General features: G+C 35.0%; 18 protein-coding genes and 1 riboswitch. Of the genes, 13 read left to right on the forward strand and 5 right to left on the reverse strand.

The genetic code is table 11. The features are described 5' to 3' along the window. Positions 1-226 precede the first annotated feature (226 nt). The 3 genes from accB to AC5LWZ_RS10255 all read left to right on the forward strand — a co-directional run bounded on the left by accB (position 227) and on the right by AC5LWZ_RS10255 (position 2,775). Positions 227-682: an acetyl-CoA carboxylase biotin carboxyl carrier protein gene (accB, locus tag AC5LWZ_RS10245; protein ID WP_110447285.1), complete on the forward strand. Its 456-nt coding sequence runs from the start codon at positions 227-229 to the stop codon at positions 680-682. A gap of 41 nt (positions 683-723) precedes the next feature. Beyond that, positions 724-2,070, forward strand: coding sequence for an acetyl-CoA carboxylase biotin carboxylase subunit (gene accC, locus AC5LWZ_RS10250; protein ID WP_493463642.1), 1,347 nt, complete (start codon positions 724-726; stop codon positions 2,068-2,070). 66 nt (positions 2,071-2,136) lie between these two features. After that, positions 2,137-2,775: a bifunctional 4-hydroxy-2-oxoglutarate aldolase/2-dehydro-3-deoxy-phosphogluconate aldolase gene (locus tag AC5LWZ_RS10255; protein ID WP_110447283.1), complete on the forward strand. Its 639-nt coding sequence runs from the start codon at positions 2,137-2,139 to the stop codon at positions 2,773-2,775. 55 nt (positions 2,776-2,830) lie between these two features. On the opposite strand, the gene AC5LWZ_RS10260 is transcribed toward AC5LWZ_RS10255, so the two are convergent. Then, positions 2,831-3,601, reverse strand: a complete 771-nt coding sequence (locus tag AC5LWZ_RS10260; protein WP_086363041.1) for an ABC transporter permease — start codon at positions 3,599-3,601, stop codon at positions 2,831-2,833. Then, positions 3,594-4,538, reverse strand: a complete 945-nt coding sequence (locus tag AC5LWZ_RS10265; protein ID WP_294892626.1) for an ABC transporter ATP-binding protein — start codon at positions 4,536-4,538, stop codon at positions 3,594-3,596. Before AC5LWZ_RS10265 ends, AC5LWZ_RS10260 begins: the two co-directional genes overlap by 8 nt. A gap of 150 nt (positions 4,539-4,688) precedes the next feature. Between AC5LWZ_RS10265 and mog the strand changes: the two genes are divergently transcribed. The 5 genes from mog to cysS all read left to right on the forward strand — a co-directional run bounded on the left by mog (position 4,689) and on the right by cysS (position 9,847). Beyond that, entirely contained in the window at positions 4,689-5,267 is a 579-nt protein-coding gene (gene mog / locus AC5LWZ_RS10270; RefSeq protein WP_493463643.1) for a molybdopterin adenylyltransferase, read from the forward strand. Between the two features lie 196 nt (positions 5,268-5,463). Then, positions 5,464-5,922, forward strand: a complete 459-nt coding sequence (argR, locus tag AC5LWZ_RS10275; protein WP_034905059.1) for a transcriptional regulator ArgR — start codon at positions 5,464-5,466, stop codon at positions 5,920-5,922. A gap of 111 nt (positions 5,923-6,033) precedes the next feature. Beyond that, positions 6,034-6,208: riboswitch (Lysine riboswitch) on the forward strand. 74 nt (positions 6,209-6,282) lie between these two features. Then, a complete protein-coding gene (gene lysC / locus AC5LWZ_RS10280; RefSeq protein WP_198247433.1) occupies positions 6,283-7,644 on the forward strand; it encodes a lysine-sensitive aspartokinase 3 in 1,362 nt (453 codons plus the stop codon). A 342-nt stretch (positions 7,645-7,986) separates the two neighbouring features. Continuing rightward, positions 7,987-8,229 carry a GlsB/YeaQ/YmgE family stress response membrane protein gene (locus tag AC5LWZ_RS10285; protein WP_065578554.1) on the forward strand — a complete coding sequence of 81 codons (243 nt, stop codon included), beginning with the start codon at positions 7,987-7,989 and terminating at the stop codon, positions 8,227-8,229. A gap of 226 nt (positions 8,230-8,455) precedes the next feature. After that, positions 8,456-9,847 carry a cysteine--tRNA ligase gene (gene cysS / locus AC5LWZ_RS10290; RefSeq protein ID WP_493457076.1) on the forward strand — a complete coding sequence of 464 codons (1,392 nt, stop codon included), beginning with the start codon at positions 8,456-8,458 and terminating at the stop codon, positions 9,845-9,847. Between the two features lie 56 nt (positions 9,848-9,903). Here cysS and trmJ read toward each other — a convergent pair whose 3' ends face one another. Then, a complete protein-coding gene (gene trmJ / locus AC5LWZ_RS10295; protein WP_493464202.1) occupies positions 9,904-10,584 on the reverse strand; it encodes a tRNA (cytosine(32)/uridine(32)-2'-O)-methyltransferase TrmJ in 681 nt (226 codons plus the stop codon). Between the two features lie 308 nt (positions 10,585-10,892). On the opposite strand from trmJ, the gene raiA reads away from it, so the two are divergent. From raiA to AC5LWZ_RS10320, 5 genes are all read left to right on the forward strand, one after another. Next, on the forward strand, positions 10,893-11,225 hold the full coding sequence (raiA, locus tag AC5LWZ_RS10300) for a ribosome-associated translation inhibitor RaiA (protein ID WP_110447276.1): 333 nt from the start codon (positions 10,893-10,895) through the stop codon (positions 11,223-11,225). A 97-nt stretch (positions 11,226-11,322) separates the two neighbouring features. Continuing rightward, positions 11,323-12,474 carry a bifunctional chorismate mutase/prephenate dehydratase gene (gene pheA, locus AC5LWZ_RS10305; protein ID WP_110447275.1) on the forward strand — a complete coding sequence of 384 codons (1,152 nt, stop codon included), beginning with the start codon at positions 11,323-11,325 and terminating at the stop codon, positions 12,472-12,474. An 8-nt stretch (positions 12,475-12,482) separates the two neighbouring features. Beyond that, positions 12,483-13,520: an A/G-specific adenine glycosylase gene (gene mutY / locus AC5LWZ_RS10310; RefSeq protein WP_493463644.1), complete on the forward strand. Its 1,038-nt coding sequence runs from the start codon at positions 12,483-12,485 to the stop codon at positions 13,518-13,520. 74 nt (positions 13,521-13,594) lie between these two features. After that, positions 13,595-14,791, forward strand: coding sequence for an MFS transporter (locus tag AC5LWZ_RS10315; RefSeq protein ID WP_493463645.1), 1,197 nt, complete (start codon positions 13,595-13,597; stop codon positions 14,789-14,791). Between the two features lie 134 nt (positions 14,792-14,925). Further along, positions 14,926-15,966 carry an NADH:flavin oxidoreductase/NADH oxidase gene (locus AC5LWZ_RS10320; RefSeq protein WP_493463646.1) on the forward strand — a complete coding sequence of 347 codons (1,041 nt, stop codon included), beginning with the start codon at positions 14,926-14,928 and terminating at the stop codon, positions 15,964-15,966. A gap of 43 nt (positions 15,967-16,009) precedes the next feature. On the opposite strand, the gene AC5LWZ_RS10325 is transcribed toward AC5LWZ_RS10320, so the two are convergent. Both AC5LWZ_RS10325 and tatA read right to left on the reverse strand, forming a co-directional pair. Next, positions 16,010-17,194 (reverse strand): FAD-dependent monooxygenase, encoded by a 1,185-nt coding sequence (locus tag AC5LWZ_RS10325; protein WP_493463647.1) that lies wholly within the window; start codon positions 17,192-17,194, stop codon positions 16,010-16,012. 12 nt (positions 17,195-17,206) lie between these two features. Beyond that, positions 17,207-17,383 carry a Sec-independent protein translocase subunit TatA gene (tatA, locus tag AC5LWZ_RS10330; RefSeq protein WP_081300038.1) on the reverse strand — a complete coding sequence of 59 codons (177 nt, stop codon included), beginning with the start codon at positions 17,381-17,383 and terminating at the stop codon, positions 17,207-17,209. Positions 17,384-17,934 lie beyond the last annotated feature (551 nt).

Below are 17,934 nucleotides of genomic sequence, written 5' to 3' on the forward strand. Positions count from 1 at the left end.
TTATAATTAAGGGTTACTATTGTATCGCAATTCTAAAATAATACCTAGAAAATAGTATAACAAGTGTTTGTAAAGGAGATATATAATGACAAATTACGATTTACAGTGTATCCTTCCGCGTTAATGTTGAGTTACAAACTTAGTATCGTATTAAAAGGTAACTTTTAAAGTATTAAGTATACATTAAAATAATTTTTATTTATTTCAAATAAACACGGTGTAATTCATGGATATACGCAAAATTAAAAAGTTAATTGAATTAGTAGAAGAGTCAGGTATTTCTGAACTTGAAATTTCTGAAGGTGAAGAATCAGTTCGGATTAGTCGAGCTATGCCTGCCGCAAACTATTCTGCGCCAGTGCAAAATATTCAAATTCCTCAACCAACTCCAGTTGTGGTTGCCCCAACGGTTGAAGCAGAAGTCATCGCAGATACCAATACAATTAATGGTACAACAATAAAATCACCAATGGTTGGTACATTTTATCGTACCCCTAGTCCGGAATCGAAAGCATTTGTTGAAGTCGGCCAATCAGTAAATGTTGGTGATGTGCTTTGCATTGTTGAAGCGATGAAAATGATGAACCAAATTGAATCAGAAAAAGCAGGGACTATTAAAGCTATTTTAGTTGAAAATGGTCAACCAGTTGAATTCGATCAACCGCTATTCATTATTGAATAATCTGAAATTATTAATTAACTTAGACGATTAAGAGATTGAATATGCTTGATAAAATTCTTATTGCTAACCGCGGAGAAATTGCTCTTCGCATCTTACGAGCATGTAAAGAACTTGGAATTAAAACTGTCGCTGTTCACTCTTCGGCAGATAAAGATTTAAAACATGTTTTACTTGCAGACGAAACGGTTTGCATTGGTCCAGCAGCTTCTGCCAAAAGTTATCTTAATATCCCAGCCTTAATTTCTGCCGCCGAAGTAACAGGCGCAGCAGCTATTCATCCAGGATATGGTTTTTTATCTGAAAATGCAGACTTTGCTGAACAAGTCGAACGTTCTGGCTTTATATTTATTGGTCCAAAACCAGATACTATCCGCTTAATGGGCGATAAAGTATCTGCAATTGAAGCAATGAAAAAAGCTGGTGTACCTTGTGTTCCTGGTTCTGATGGTCCACTTGGTAACAATATGGACACCAATAAACAGATTGCGAAAAAAATTGGTTATCCAGTGATTATTAAAGCATCTGGCGGTGGCGGTGGCCGCGGAATGCGTATTGTTCGAGAAGAAAAAGACCTCGAACAATCAATCAAAATGACTAAACTTGAAGCAAAAACAGCGTTTAATAATGACATGGTTTATATGGAAAAATTCCTTGAAAATCCACGTCATATTGAAATTCAAGTGCTATCTGATGGCCAAGGTCATGCCGTTTACTTAGGCGAACGTGACTGTTCAATGCAACGACGCCATCAAAAAGTCGTTGAAGAAGCACCGGCTGTTGGCATCACACCAGAAATGCGTAAATTTATCGGCGAACGTTGTGTAAATGCATGTATTGAAATTGGTTATCGTGGTGCAGGTACTTTTGAATTTTTATTTGAAAACGGTGAATTCTATTTCATTGAAATGAATACCCGTATTCAAGTAGAACATCCAGTTACTGAAATGGTGACAGGCGTTGATCTAATTCGTGAGCAGATTCTTATTGCTGCTGGGCAACCTTTATCTATCAAGCAAAGCGATATTGAAATTAAAGGTCATGCCATTGAATGTCGAATAAATGCTGAAGATCCAAAAACGTTTATGCCATCTCCAGGTAAAATCACTCGCTTCCATGCACCAGGTGGGTTTGGTATTCGTTGGGAATCTCATATTTATGCTGGTTATGCGGTACCACCTTATTATGATTCAATGATTGGTAAGTTAATCGCTTATGGAGAGACTCGAGAAGTTGCTATTGCCCGCATGAAAAATGCATTAGCAGAACTGGTTATCGATGGAATAAAAACCAATATCGAACTTCATATAGAAATTATGAATGATGAAGGCTTCATGAAAGGTGGCACAAACATTCATTATTTAGAAAAGAAATTAGGTATTTATGAGTAAAAATAAGCCCTCACTACGTTGAGGGCTTATTGCTGTATAGAAGTAAATAAAGTATAGGTAACACATATGAAGAGTTGGAAAAAAACCGCTGAGGAAATCTTAACATTAGGCCCTGTTGTACCGGTTATTGTTATTGAACGTTTAGAAGATGCTGTTCCATTAGCAAAAGCATTAATTGCTGGAGGAGTTAAAGTTCTAGAGGTTACATTAAGAACTGAATGTGCACTTGATGCCATTAAAAAAATCATCAAGGAAGTGCCTGAAGCTGTAGTTGGTGCAGGAACAGTAACCACTGTTGAACAACTTAAACAAGTAACTGAAGCTGGTGTTGAATTTATTATTACACCAGGGATTACAGATTCAATTTTAAAAGCAGCAGTTGAAGGGACAGTTCCTGTTATTCCAGGAATAGCAACAATTTCAGAATTATTAACCGCTCAAGAATATGGTTTGACTGCATTAAAATTCTTCCCAGCAGAAATCAATGGCGGTGTTGCGGCGTTAAAAGCTTTTGCTGGTCCTTGTGGTTATATGAAGTTTTGCCCAACTGGCGGTGTAAATCCGAAAAACTATCGCGATTATCTAGCTCTTGATAATGTACTATGTGTTGGTGGAACTTGGTTTATCCCTACCGATGCAATAGCTAAAGGTGATTTTGCTAAAATCACTGAAATGGCTAAAGAAGCGGTTGCCGGTGCTAAATAATACTTTTCCGCCGACATTGGTCGGCGGTTTATTTTGATTCGCTATTCTGATTTAATTAACTTCTAAGCCCTCTGCCACTTTCAATAAACTTCCACGCTAACAGATATAATATACTGACAAACAGTAATAACATTGAAAAAGTAATTATCAATGACACATCACTAACACCTAAAAAGCCATAACGAAAACCATTAATCATATAAACAATTGGATTAAGTTTAGAAACCCATTGCCAAAAAGTGGGTAACATGGTGATTGAATAAAAAACGCCCCCCAAATAAGTTAACGGAGTCAATACAAAGGTCGGAATAATGCTAATATCATCAAATGTCTTGGCAAATACTGCATTTAATAACCCTGCTAATGAAAACAAAATTGAGGTTAGTAATAAGGTGAAAATGACAAAAGGCCATGAATAAACTTGGTATCTTACAAACAATAGCGACACAATAGTAACTAAAACGCCTGTTAATAAGCCACGCATGACGCCACCACCGACATATCCCAAAATAATAATATGAGTAGGTACTGGTGCAACTAATAGCTCCTCAATATTTCGTTGAAATTTAGCACTAAAAAATGAAGAACAAACGTTAGTATAAGAGTTTGTAATTACCGACATCATAATTAGACCAGGGACAATAAATGCCATATAGCTAAACCCCCCCATGTCTCCAACTCGAGAACCAATCAAATTACCAAAAATAACAAAATAAAGTGACATAGTAATAACTGGAGGAATTAATGTTTGGATCCAAATCCTTAAAAATCGGGTAACTTCTTTACGCCAAATACTTTTTAAGGCAATCCAATATAAATTATTCATCAATAGCTCCTTTAGCTTTTGTATCGTTATGTAATAAATCTACAAATAATTCTTCTAGTCGATTGGCTTTATTGCGAACACTAATCACTTTAATATTTTGTTGATTGAGTTGTTCAAATAGTTGATTTAATCCATGTTGTTTATCTACTTTAACCTCTAACATACCTGACTCAACATCCGTAAAAGTATAACCATTTAGCGCAATAGGTGTAGCGGTCGGAACATAATCAATAATAATGGTTTCAGACTGACTTTTTGCTAGCAGATCACGCATTGATGAATTAGCAACTAATTCACCACGCTGAATAATACCTATATGGCGACATAGCATTTCAGCTTCTTCCAAATAGTGAGTCGTTAATATAATGGTAATACCTTGACGATTAATTTCTCGTAGAAAATCCCACATAGAACGGCGTACTTCAATATCAACCCCTGCGGTTGGTTCATCAAGAATGAGTAATTTTGGTTCATGGATAAGTGCTCTAGCTATCATCAGCCGTCTTTTCATTCCGCCAGATAACATACAGGCTCGACTATGACGTTTATCCCACAAATCCAAAATACGTAGATATTTTTCTGCTCGTTGCAAAGCTAATTTGCGTGGCAAGCCATAGTAACCACCTTGATTAGTAACAATTTGTAAGACTTCTTCAAATTGGTTAAAATTGAACTCCTGCGGCACCAGACCTAATTGCCTTTTTGCATTAACAACATCGCTGTCTAAATCATATCCAAAGATTTTAACCTGCCCAGAGGTTTTGGTAACTAAAGAACTAATTATACCAATGGTGGTTGATTTACCTGCACCATTAGGACCGAGCAAAGCGTAAAAATCCCCTGCTTGCACGGTTAAATTAATTCCTTTTAATGCTTCTACACCATTTTTATATTTTTTCTTGAGCGCTATGAGCTCTAGTGCGGGCGTTGATGACATAAAATGAATCCTAATTCTATAATTTGTTATTTATATAATATGATATCATGTTTGACCGATCGACAATATTGTTATGATTTTAAGATTAATTCAATTTTTAATGCTAACAATATAATGATTAGATGAATATAAGATTAAGGATTACAGGTTATGATCAAAATTGGTTTGGTTTCAGTATCGGATAGAGCATCACAAGGCGTTTATCAAGATGAAGGTATTCCAGCGCTGTTATCATGGTTACAAACAGCCTTAAAAACACCATTTATTACCGAACAACGTATTATTCCTGATGAACAACTAATCATTGAAGAAACTTTATGCGAATTGGTAGATAAGTTGCAATGCCATCTAATATTAACTACTGGCGGTACTGGGCCAGCAATTAGAGATGTTACTCCAGATGCAACCTTAGCAATTGCTGACCGATTAATGCCAGGTTTTGGCGAACAAATGCGGCAAATTAGTTTGCATTTTGTTCCGACGGCAATTTTATCCAGACAAGTGGGTGTCATTAGAAAGCAATGTTTAATTTTAAACTTACCAGGCAGGCCTAAATCAATTAAAGAAACCCTTGAAGGCGTGAAAGATGAACAAGGAAATACTATTGTTAAAGGTATTTTTGCAAGTGTTCCATATTGTATTGATTTATTAGATGGCCCTTATATCGAAACTCATAATCATGTTGTTCAAGCTTTTCGACCTAAAAATGCTAGCAAATCTAATCTTTAATTTTATGCAAATATCATGCATAATTATGTAAATTAATCTTTTAACAGCGCTGGTAAGATTGATAATAGCAACATTACCTTAATGGCCAATAATGACGTTATTTAAGATGATAATTAGGTAATTTTAGATAACGAGTTAATATGATTAATAAACACTACTGGCGTAATAGGTCATAAATTTAATTTAAAGGAACAGTATGAAACAAAATGATCTCACTAAAACTTTTAAAGAAATGTTATTACAAGAAAAGTTTAGTTCTCAGATAGGTATCGTACAGGCCTTACAGGAACAAGGGTTTGATAATATAAATCAGTCCAAAGTATCCAGAATGTTAACCAAATTTGGCGCAGTAAGAACTCGCAATGCAAAATCTGAAATGGTCTACTGCTTACCAGCCGAAATGAGCGTACCAACCACTAGTAGTCCACTGAAGAATTTAGTATTGGATATTGATTACAATAGTTCAATGGTCGTTATCCGTACCAGTCCTGGCGCAGCTCAACTAATTGCTAGACTTTTAGATTCAATTGGTAAATCAGAAGGGATCTTAGGCTCAATTGCAGGTGATGATACGATTTTTAGCACTCCAACTAAAGATTGTTCGGTTAAGAAACTGTATCAAACTATTATTGAATTATTTGAGCGAAGCTTATAAAAAAGAATTTATTTTAAGCCAGACCAATAATTTTTTTTAATATTTAAGCTATTGACACACTTGGTTAAATCGTTAATCCTATATAACACTGATTTTGTAACCAATATTACAAAAAAAAGAAGAGGCGCATTACTCAGGTAGATCATTTTAGGAACTGGAACCGTAAAAAGATGATTAAGGGGGTGTAATGCCGAGGTTCGATTGTTATTCCAGAAAGCAATTGAATCGGCTACAAGGGCTGAATCCCTTGGGTTGTCACCCTAACAGGTGGAGCGCTTCACGGTATGTGTTTTTTAAACGGTAGTAAGGCATGCCCGCTCTATCTCTGTTAAAAATAAGAATTTTTAATATGAGGAATCCATGGAAACATCATTTATAATTGCTAAATTTGGTGGTACTAGCGTTGCAGATTATCCAGCAATGGTCAACAGTGCCAATATTGTTCTAGCTAATCCTAATGTCAAAGTTGTCGTATTATCTGCCTCAGCAGGTATAACCAATTTATTGGTAGCATTAGCTGAGGGTCGTGATGCCAATGTCAGAGCAAAACACATCGCCAAAATTCAATCAATTCAATATAATATCTTAGAAAATCTACCTGAAAATCAAGCTCTACGCACTGAAATTGACCAAATTATTGCCAATATTGCTTCATTATCTGAAGCCGCAAGTTTAGCAACCTCACCGGCATTAACCGATGAATTAGTTAGCCATGGTGAAATAATGTCATCAAAACTGTTTGTTGAAATACTAAAACATCAACAAAAAAATGCCATTTGGTTTGATGTCCGTAAAGTAATGCGAACCGATGATAAATTTGGTAAAGCAGTACCAAAAATTGATGAAATCAAACAACTTTGTTGTGCACATTTAAAATCCCTCAATCCAGAAACTATCGTCGTTACTCAAGGATTTATTGGCAGTGAAAGTTCAGGTAAAACCACAACCTTAGGCCGAGGCGGAAGCGATTATACAGCGGCTTTACTTGGCGAAGCATTAAATGCTACTCAAATTGATATCTGGACCGATGTTGCTGGTATTTATACCACTGATCCTCGGATTACCTCTGCTGCAAAACGTATTGATGAAATATCGTTTGCTGAAGCCGCTGAAATGGCTACTTTTGGAGCTAAAGTTTTGCACCCAGCAACACTAGTACCAGCAGTGCGTAGCAATATTCCGGTATTTGTTGGATCAAGCAAAGCACCACAAGACGGAGGAACTATTGTCTATAATACTCATAGTATTAAATCTTCATTACCTTCGTTCAGAGCATTAGCACTTCGTCGTCAACAGACATTATTGACTTTAACCAGTTTAAATATGCTACATGCACAAGGCTTTTTAGCTAATGTATTTACTATATTGGCTAAACACAATATCTCGGTCGATTTAGTGACAACCTCTGAAGTCAGCATTGCATTAACCATTGATACCACAGGCACAAATACCAATGGTAACAGCTTATTAACTAAAGCGTTATTTGATGAGTTATCAACGGTTTGCCATGTTGAAGTTGAAGAAGATTTAGCGTTGATTGCTATAATTGGTAATAATCTGACCTCAACTAAAGGTATAGCAAAAGAAGTTTTCGGTGCTTTAGATGATTTTATTATTCGTCTATGTTGTTATGGTGCTAGCACGCATAATCTTTGCTTACTAGCAAGAAGTAATGATGCAGAAGATGTGATCAAAGTTTTACACAAAACTATTTTTGAATAATGACTTAATGGGAGCGATTATATTATCGCTCCTTGTAAATAATGATATTAATCTTCACTTAAGCAATACTAAAAATTTCTAGAATATTTGAAAAAATAATTGTAAACTACACTCAATATTTGTATGGAAGGCTATTGTAGGTAATGCTGTGACATACATTTATCGCTACACAGTTCTTAGTATTAATCATTTTTCTTCATTCTTTGATAACAATTTTTTTAAAGCTGTAAATATTACGTTTTATTAATTAGTTATATCTTTCACAACGATTATTTTCATCTTCAATATGTTTTAAGCTATACAAAAAGTAACTTTTAACTTAATTAGACGAAGGAAACTATCATGGGTATTTTAAGCTGGATTATTCTAGGATTAATTGCTGGATGGATTGCTAAGTTTTTTATGCCGTTAGGACAAGTTGGTGTGCTTAAAACCATTCTACTTGGTGTGGCTGGTGCATTAGTTGGTGGTTACATTAGTACATTCTTCGGTTGGGGTAGTGTAACTGGTTTTAACTTCCCAAGTTTATTTATTTCGGTTCTTGGCGCTATTTTATTGATTTATATTTATCGGTTAATAAAATAAAATTATTTAATAAAATGACGAGGACATTTACTCGTCATTTTATATCAAATTCAATCAAATCCTCTTCTAACAATTTTAATCTGCACTGATTAAACCATAAACAATTTTAATACAATCACTATTTGTACTGTTTTTAATCTTTAAGATTAGCAAAAGTCATTCCGCCATACTCTGATTTTTGTTATATTAACGATTAATCACAATCTGACATGAGCAGTAATTTATAATGTTAAAAATCTTTAATACACTAACTCGAGAAAAAGAGATATTTCAACCTATTACAGCTAATAAAGTTGGACTATATGTCTGTGGCGTTACCATTTATGATCTTTGCCACATTGGCCATGGTCGTACTTTTGTTGCATTTGATGTTGTTACTCGCTATTTACGTTTTTTAGGTTACGATCTGACTTATGTGCGTAATATTACCGATGTTGATGACAAAATCATTAAACGTGCGCTTGAAAATGGCGAAACCTGTGATGAATTAACGGATCGCATGTTAAAAGAGATGTATGCCGATTTTGACGCACTGAATATAAAACGACCTGATGTAGAGCCTCGAGCAACTCGTCATATGCCGCAAATTATCCAGCTTGTCGAAGAGTTAATTAAAAAAGAGCACGCTTATATCGCTGATAATGGTGATGTCATGTTTTCTGTCGATAGTGATCCTAACTACGGCATTTTATCACGTCAAAATTTAGAACAGTTACAAGCAGGCGCGCGCGTTGATGTCGTTGATGTAAAACGCAATCCAATGGATTTTGTGCTTTGGAAAATGTCAAAACCTAACGAACCGAGTTGGGATTCTCCATGGGGTAAAGGCCGACCAGGTTGGCATATTGAATGCTCGGCTATGAATAGTCATCAGTTAGGCAATCATTTTGATATCCATGGTGGCGGATCTGACTTAATGTTCCCACATCATGAAAATGAAATCGCCCAATCAACCTGTGCCCATAATGGTCAATATGTAAATTACTGGATGCACTCAGGTATGGTGATGATTGACCAAGAAAAGATGTCTAAATCACTTAATAATTTTTTCACCATTCGTGATGTATTAGAGCATTATGATGCAGAGACTGTGCGTTACTTTTTATTATCAGGTCATTATCGTAGCCAGCTTAATTATAGTGAGGAAAATTTAAAGCAAGCTAGAACTGCTTTAGAAAGACTTTATACTGCTTTACGAGATACTGATACTAATTATCCACATAACACGCCTGATAGTGATTATTATCGACAATTTTGTCAGGCAATGAATGATGATTTCAATACTCCAGAAGCATATTCAACCTTATTTGATTTAGCTCGAGAGATAAATAAAGCTAAAGCAGAAAATGATATGCAATTAGCCAATGAACTTGCTGCTGAATTACGCTATTTATCTTCTGTACTTGGTTTACTTGAACAAGATCCAGTTAAATTTTTACAAGGTAGTAATCAGGATGATAGTGAAACACAACTCATTGAAGCTTTAATTAAACAACGTAATGATGCTCGTGCTAGTAAAAATTGGGCTTTAGCTGATGAAGCACGAGATAAACTCAATCAAATGAATATTATTTTAGAAGACGGTGCTAACGGCACAACTTGGCGTAAAAAAAGTTAATGCAATAAACCTAAAATCCCCTAGATTTAATAAAAAATTACTAGGGGATAGATTAATTATTTTTTATCTATTGAGGTTAAAATTCCCCTTAATATATTCAGTTCTTGTTGTTCAATACGGGCACGAGTAAATAATCTTCGTAAACGCCCCATAATTTGTCCCGGATGATTAGGATTAATAAAACCTGTTTGTAATAAGGTTTGCTCTAAATGCTGATAAAATCGTTCAATATCTTCATCTTTAGGATATTGTATGTCATTTACATTCTGATCAACTAATTGTGATAATGCGTCTTGAGCAGACAACATCGACATCCTGATTTCGTAACAAAGAACTTGTACTGACATTGCTAAATTTAAAGAGCTATAGTCAGGATTAGCAGGTATACCGACATGGAAGTGGCATTTTTGTAATTCATCGTTAGTTAACCCAACTCGTTCACGACCAAAAACTAAAGCCACTTGAGCATGATGAGAAGCTTCGGCAATTATTTTATCCCCGCACTCTTTTGGTGTTAAATTTGGCCATTGTAGGCTTCGTGGCCGAGCACTAGTACCAATAACTAAAGAACAATCCGCAACAGCTTCTTCTAAAGAGGAAAATATTTGTGCCTGTTTGATAATATCACTGGCTCCAGCTGCCAGTGAAATAGACTGAGAGTCTGGCTTTATTATCGGATTAACCAAACAGAGATTAGTTAATCCCATGGTTTTCATTGCACGAGCTGCAGAACCCATATTACCCGTATGGGAAGTTTCAACTAAAACAATCTTAACATTATTTAAATAGTTCACATATTCCTCATTAAATAACACAACTTATACTTCAAATTAACACAAATAAACTACAGTATATAATAAAAAATAGTTTAAAAGCAGTTTCACAAAGGTTAATCGTAACTAGAGATTCATTATTTTAGACAAAGTTCACAAAAAGTTTAATCAAATTGAAATAACCTATTGACGAATTGCAAAAAATTTGTCAATGTAATCAATAGAATAATTATATTAGCTCAATTTGTAAGTAAACATAGTGGAGGTCAATTATGACTTTAAGTATTACCAGTAAACAAATGGATATTACCCCTGCAATTCGTAGCTATCTAGAAGATAAGTTTTCGAAATTAGATAAATGGAGAGCACTGTTAATTAACCCTCACTTTATTTTATCTAAAGAACCTGATGGATTTATTGTTGATGCGACAATTGCAACCAAAGGTTCTCCACTAGTTGCTTCCGCTAAACACTCAGATATGTATGCTGCAATTAATGATTTAGTTGCTAAACTTGAAAAACAACTGAATAAAATCCAACATAAAGGCGAATCTCGCCGTGCATTTGACAGTATAAAAAATACAGTAGTTGAAGAAGAATATTAATTAATAATTCAAAAGTAATAAAAAGGCACTTTAATAGTGCCTTTATTTTTTAGCTTGCTATAATATTGCCCATCTATTTTTTATTATATTAATGAATATGACTACCAATCCTTTATTGCCTTTACGCGAAAAAATTAACCGACTCGATCAAAAATTAATTGAAATCCTTGCTGAAAGACGTCAAGTTTCAACCGAAGTTATTCAAACTAAAATAGCGGCTAACATACCTTTACGTGATTTAGCTCGTGAACGCTCACTCATTAAGGCATTAATCGAACAAGGTAAACAATACAATCTTGATGATATTTTAATTAAGCGCCTGTATCAAATTATTATTGAAGATTCAGTGCTACTACAACAGAAACTTTTACAAGAAAAATTGAATCAAGGGGCTATTTCCTCAGCAAATATTGCCTTTTTAGGACCCAAAGGATCATATTCACATTCAGCAGCCCGCCGTTATGCGAGTACCCACTTTGATCAGTTAACTGAATCAAGCTGCAGTACGTTTAAAGATGTGTTTGAAAAGATCGAATCAAAAGTTGTTGATTATGGAATTTTGCCAATAGAGAATTCTAGTTCCGGCTCTATCAATGAAGTTTATGATTTGTTACAAAAAACCAATTTACATATTATTGGTGAACTATCATTACCGATTGATCACTGCGTTTTAGCCATTCCTAGTGCTAAACTTGAGCAAATAGATACCATTTATAGCCACCCGCAACCTTTCCAACAATGCAGTAATTTCCTAGAAAATTATCCACATTGGAAAATCGTTTATTGTGATAGCACTTCATCAGCAATGGAAACTGTTGCTAAATTAAATCAACCTAATATTGCTGCTATGGGTAACAAAGACGGGGGGGAATTATACGGTTTACAGGTTCTTGAGCACAATTTTGCTAATCAAAAAGAGAATATTACCCGTTTTATTGTTTTAGCGCGCGATCCAATCGAAGTTTCCGAACAAATTCCAGCTAAAACCACGATCTTAATGAAAACTGGCCAACAAGCAGGTGCTCTAGTTGATGCCCTATCCGTTTTACGTAATCATAATATTGTTATGACAAAACTTGAATCACGACCTATCCATGGTACACCATGGGAAGAGATGTTTTATATTGATCTACAAGGTAATGTTCATGATTATGAAATGCAAGTCGCGCTTAAAGAATTAGCTGCAATCACTTTATATACCAAAGTACTTGGCTGTTATCCTAGTGATTCAATTACCGCTATTATGTAATGACTAGCATGACAAAAAATTTTGCAAATGCTGTACTTGATTGGTATGAACAGTACGGTAGAAAATCACTACCATGGCAAATTGAAAAAAGCCCCTATCATGTTTGGTTATCCGAAGTCATGTTACAGCAGACACAAGTAGCAACGGTTATTCCATACTTTAAGCGTTTTATTGCACAATTCCCTAAAATTACTGATTTAGCTAAAGCGCCAATTGACGATATATTACATCTTTGGACCGGACTGGGCTATTATGCTAGGGCACGCAATTTACATAAAGCAGCACAGGTTATCGCTGAAAATTTTGATGGCAAATTTCCAACTAAATTTGAAGATGTGATTGCCTTGCCAGGAGTTGGGCGTTCAACCGCTGGTGCCATTTTATCTCTATCACAAAATCAACATTACCCGATACTTGATGGCAATGTAAAGCGAGTTTTAACCCGATCTTTTGCAATAGAAGGTTGGCCAGGGAATAAATTTGTTGAGAATCAACTTTGGCAATTAAGTGAACAAGTGACGCCTAAACATAACGTTGCAAAATTTAATCAAGCAATGATGGATATTGGTGCAATGGTCTGTACACGTTCGAAACCAAAATGCAATTTATGCCCATTAAACTACTCATGCCTTGCTTATCAGAGTGACAGTTGGCAACAATATCCAACCAAAAAACCTAAAAAAACTATACCTGAAAAAATGGCCTATTTTTTAATGCTCGAAAATAGTAAAGCTATTTGGCTAGAAAAAAGACCTCCGGCTGGGATTTGGGGCGGTTTATATTGCTTACCACAATTCTCAAGCGAGCAAGCATTAACTGACTGGCTGGAAACGCATGGTATTGAAACCAGCAAACCTAAACAGTTAATAGCCTTTCGTCATACGTTTAGCCATTTTCACTTAGATATTATCCCAATTTACTGTGAGATGAAAAATAACACTAAGTGTTTGGAGGATTCAAATGGTTATTGGTATAAACTTAACTCGGAGAATACCAAAATTGGCTTAGCTACGCCTGTTTATAATTTATTGAATCAATTAGCTTAAACACCACTATTTAACAGTATCTAATAAACTTTTGATATATAATTAGTCATTATTTATTTTCTTATCTTTTTACTATGAGTCGCAAACAATCCCAAGGGCTATCTGCGTGGTTAGTTTTTTTAATGGCTTTTGCCATTGGCATTACAGTTGCCAGTAATTATTATGCACAACCGCTATTACACTCAATAACTGATGATTTACATATTGCAGTTAAACATGCAGGTTTAATCATTATGGCAGCTCAATTTAGTTATGCTGTTGGTTTACTATTTATCACCCCACTCGGAGATAAAATTGAACGTAAACAGCTAATACTTACATTAATGATATTATCAATCTGTGGACTAATAATTAGTGCGATATCAAAGCATTTATGGATGTTGATATTAGGTACTGCAATGACAGGCCTATTTTCGACCGTTGCCCAAGTACTCATTCCTTTTGCTGCAACGCTATCACGTCCTGAACATCGAGGTAAAATTGTCGGCACACTAATGAGCGGTATGTTACTTGGTATTCTACTAGGTAGAACATTTGCGGGTTTTGTTTCATCAATAGCCGATTGGCATTATGTTTATTGGATTGCCTCGTCAATTATGACCTTAGTCACTTTATTACTTTGGTTATCATTACCAACTTATAAAAACAACATCGACATTAACTATTTCCAACTGTTATTGTCAATTGGTTCATTGTACAAACAAGAAGCTGTTTTACGCATCAGGTCATTGTTAGCGATTATTTCCTTTGCTTTATTTTCATTATTATGGACACCGCTGGCCTTCTTATTAAGTGATGCTCCTTATCATTATTCTGACTTTATTATTGGTTTGTTCGGTTTGGCTGGTGCAGCAGGCGCATTAGGTTCCCCCATCGTAGGCAAATTATCAGATCAAGGAAAAGGCTGGTTAGCCACTTCCATTGGTTTGACATTATTACTTGCTGCTTGGCTACCGCTTTCTATTGCCAAGTATTCTCTCGTGGCCTTAATTTTTGGTGTAATCTTATTAGATTTTGCTGTGCAAGTTACCCATGTATCCAATATGAATGCTATTTATCAAATTCGTCCAGAAGCTCGTAGCCGTATGAATACTGGTTACATGGTCAGTTATTTTATCGGTGGTATGTTAGGCTCTATTGCTTCTACTTACTTGTATAGCAATTATGGTTGGATAGCAATAATTATTTCCGGAACCGTTTTAGGACTCTTAGGTATACTCTGTTGGATCTATTATCTTAAAACCGTTCACCATCCTAAACATAAGGCTTAATTAAACTAAAAATTTTGAGGAACGGGGTTTTTAACCATTATCCTCTTTAAGTTTCAGATATTAAACACCATATATTATTTATCTGTTAATATAACTAGTTAGTATTTGAACCATTATTAAAACAGGAGTTACTTATGGCAAAAATATCTTATCTTAATACGCCATTTAAAGTAAAAAATTTATCACTCAAAAATCGCATCGTTATGCCACCAATGTGTCAATATCAAGCAAAAGATGGGGTAGCTAATGATTGGCACTTTGTTCATTACGTTTCTCGGGCGATTGGTGGTGTCGGCTTAATTATTTTAGAAATGACCAATGTAGCGCCTAATGGGCGAATTACACCTAACTGTTTGGGATTATGGAATGATAAACAACGAGATCAACTGAAAGGTATTGTCGATGCTGTTCATGCACAAAATGGTAAAATTGCTATTCAAATTGCCCATGCTGGTCGAAAAGCTTTAGGTGAGTCTGATGTGGTTTCATGTTCTGCAACCCGCTATGATGGCAATGTCGAAGCTAATCCGGAATGGCAATACCAAATGCCAAGAGAATTAACCAAAGATGAAATTATCGACATCATCGAAAAATTTAAACAATCAACGAAACGAGCAGTGGAAGCAGGTTTTGATGCCATTGAATTACATGGTGCTCATGGTTATTTAATTCACCAATTCTGTTCGCCAAAAACGAATTTAAGAACCGATGAATATGGTCAAGATAAATTATTATTCGCTGAACAAGTTATTAAAGCTGCAAAATCTGTTATGCCAAAAGATATGCCATTAATTGTGCGCTTTTCGGCTAAAGAATACGGTACTAACGGTTATGATATTGATTATGGCTGCCAAATTGCCAAACGATTAGCTCAAGCTGGTGCCGATGTTTTAGATGTTAGTGGTGGTGGAGATGGAAAACTGGATCCAGAACGCACACCTGATTTTCATGCTGGTTACCAAGTTTATTTAGCCCGATCAATTAGACAGGTAACCGATTTACCGATTATCACTGTTGGTATGCTTGAAGATCCTTATGTTGCCGATTATGTGCTAAGCACTGGGAATGCTGATTTAGTTGGAATTGGTCGAGGGTTATTGAAAGATCCTTATTGGCCGTTACGAATTCCATCGTCACCATTTATACCAACTTCTTATCAAATATCTTTCAAATAATAGCTACTCATCCTGTGTTCACAAATACAGGATGAGTAATAAATTAAATTTGCATGGCGTATTTGATCAACTGTTTCTTTATTGGTGAAAAGTTGTCAATAGCATTCATACCAACCGTTCTAACCATCTTTTTAAAGGCATTATCCCCATTAAACATATCTTGGATCGTTCGCATAGCTGTTAGCATCACTAATGCATCTTTACGACGAGTAAATTGGAATGATTTTAAGTTTTCCACTAAACCAATATCTTTTTGCTCATCAATAAGCTTTTTAATAGTAGCCACCAACAATGCAGAATCTTGAAAACCTAAATTAACGCCTTGTCCTGCTAATGGATGAATAGTATGAGCTGCATCACCAATTAAGGCTAATCGGTGTTTAATAAATTGTTTGGCAAAACGAGCTTTTAATGGAAAGACCATTCGTGGATTAACCAACTGACATTGCCCTACTTTATCACCTGCTAATTTGAACAATTCGTGGCAAAAATCAGATTCTGTCAGCGAAGTTAAAATTTCTGCTTGTGCAGGTTTAGTTGACCATACCAAACAGCTTTTATTAGCTTGCCAAAGCGGTAAAAATGCAACAATACCATTCGGGTAAAAAATCTGTCTGGCGCATGCTTGATGAGGGAATTGTGTTTCAACAGTAGTAATCACTGCGTGGTGAAGATAATTACGCTCAAATACTGATATTTTTTCATGTCTACGTAACCAAGAATGAGCACCATCAGCACCAATAATTAATTTAGCTTGTAAAGTCGTATTATCTGCTAAGGTCAAAAAGGCATAATCATCAGTATAATTATTATCTATAGCCACCTGATTGAAAATAGTAATATTATCTGTTGCTGCCGCAAGTTGATACAAATGGTAAGCGATGAGATTATTTTCAATAATATAGCCGAGATTTTCATAACCATAATCTTTAGCATGAGCCGAAAGATGAGCTAAACCATTCTTTTCCCAGACACCAATTTCACTAAATGAATGAACTCGATTGCTAGCACAAAGATCATGCCAAATACCAATTTGAGAAAAATATCTCTGGCTGGCACCATTTATCGCCGACGCTCTTATACCTATGTCATCAAACTTAAAATCTTGCCATTCATCAACTTTAGTATCAATAATGGCTACCGTTAAATCGTATCTGCTTAATGCACAGGCTGTAGCCAAACCAACTAACCCACCACCAACAATGGCGACATCGAATTGCGTTTTCATATCAATATTTTGTTATTGCTTATCAAGCTTATTATCATTTTTGGTTTCAACTTCATCATCATTCATTGCTTTTTTAAAACCTTTTAATGCTGAGCCAAGATCAGAACCTAAATTGCGTAATTTTTTGGTTCCAAAAATTAACACAACTACAGCTAGAAAGACCAAAAGATGTGGGATGCTAAATGACATAATTAAAACCTCTTTTAAAGATATATCTCTATTTGGACTCTGTTACTCAGCAAATAGATTTTAAATAATGGGATTAATTATACTCTTTTTAAACTGGGATTTCATGACAAGTTAATTTTAAATAAAAAAAAGACCTGCATAAAAATTATGCAGGCCAACATGAAATATAAGGAATATAAGGAAAGAAAACAATGAAAAATCCTTACGCAGCTTATTATCCATTTTTTTTCGCCTCAGTCAACGTTTTTATTTGGATTTTAGCGAAAATAATCAAATTTACACGAATAATAAATAGCGTTAATAAAATATTAACAAAACAAACAGAAAATGACACAAATGTAATTTAAGCATATTTATTCAATACTTACTCACTAAAAAAAGCCATTTTTAGCCCATAAATCGGAAAACAACCTCGCGGAAAAACAAAGAAATACAACAAAAAAAACAACGAAATAAATTTATTAAAAAAACAAAAAACGTTTGTTTTTATATGAAAATTCAATAAAATAACAAAATATAAAACGAACTTTAAAGAATATTCATATTTAAAA

It is taken from the genome of Gilliamella sp. LMG 34362 (genome assembly GCF_984569125.1).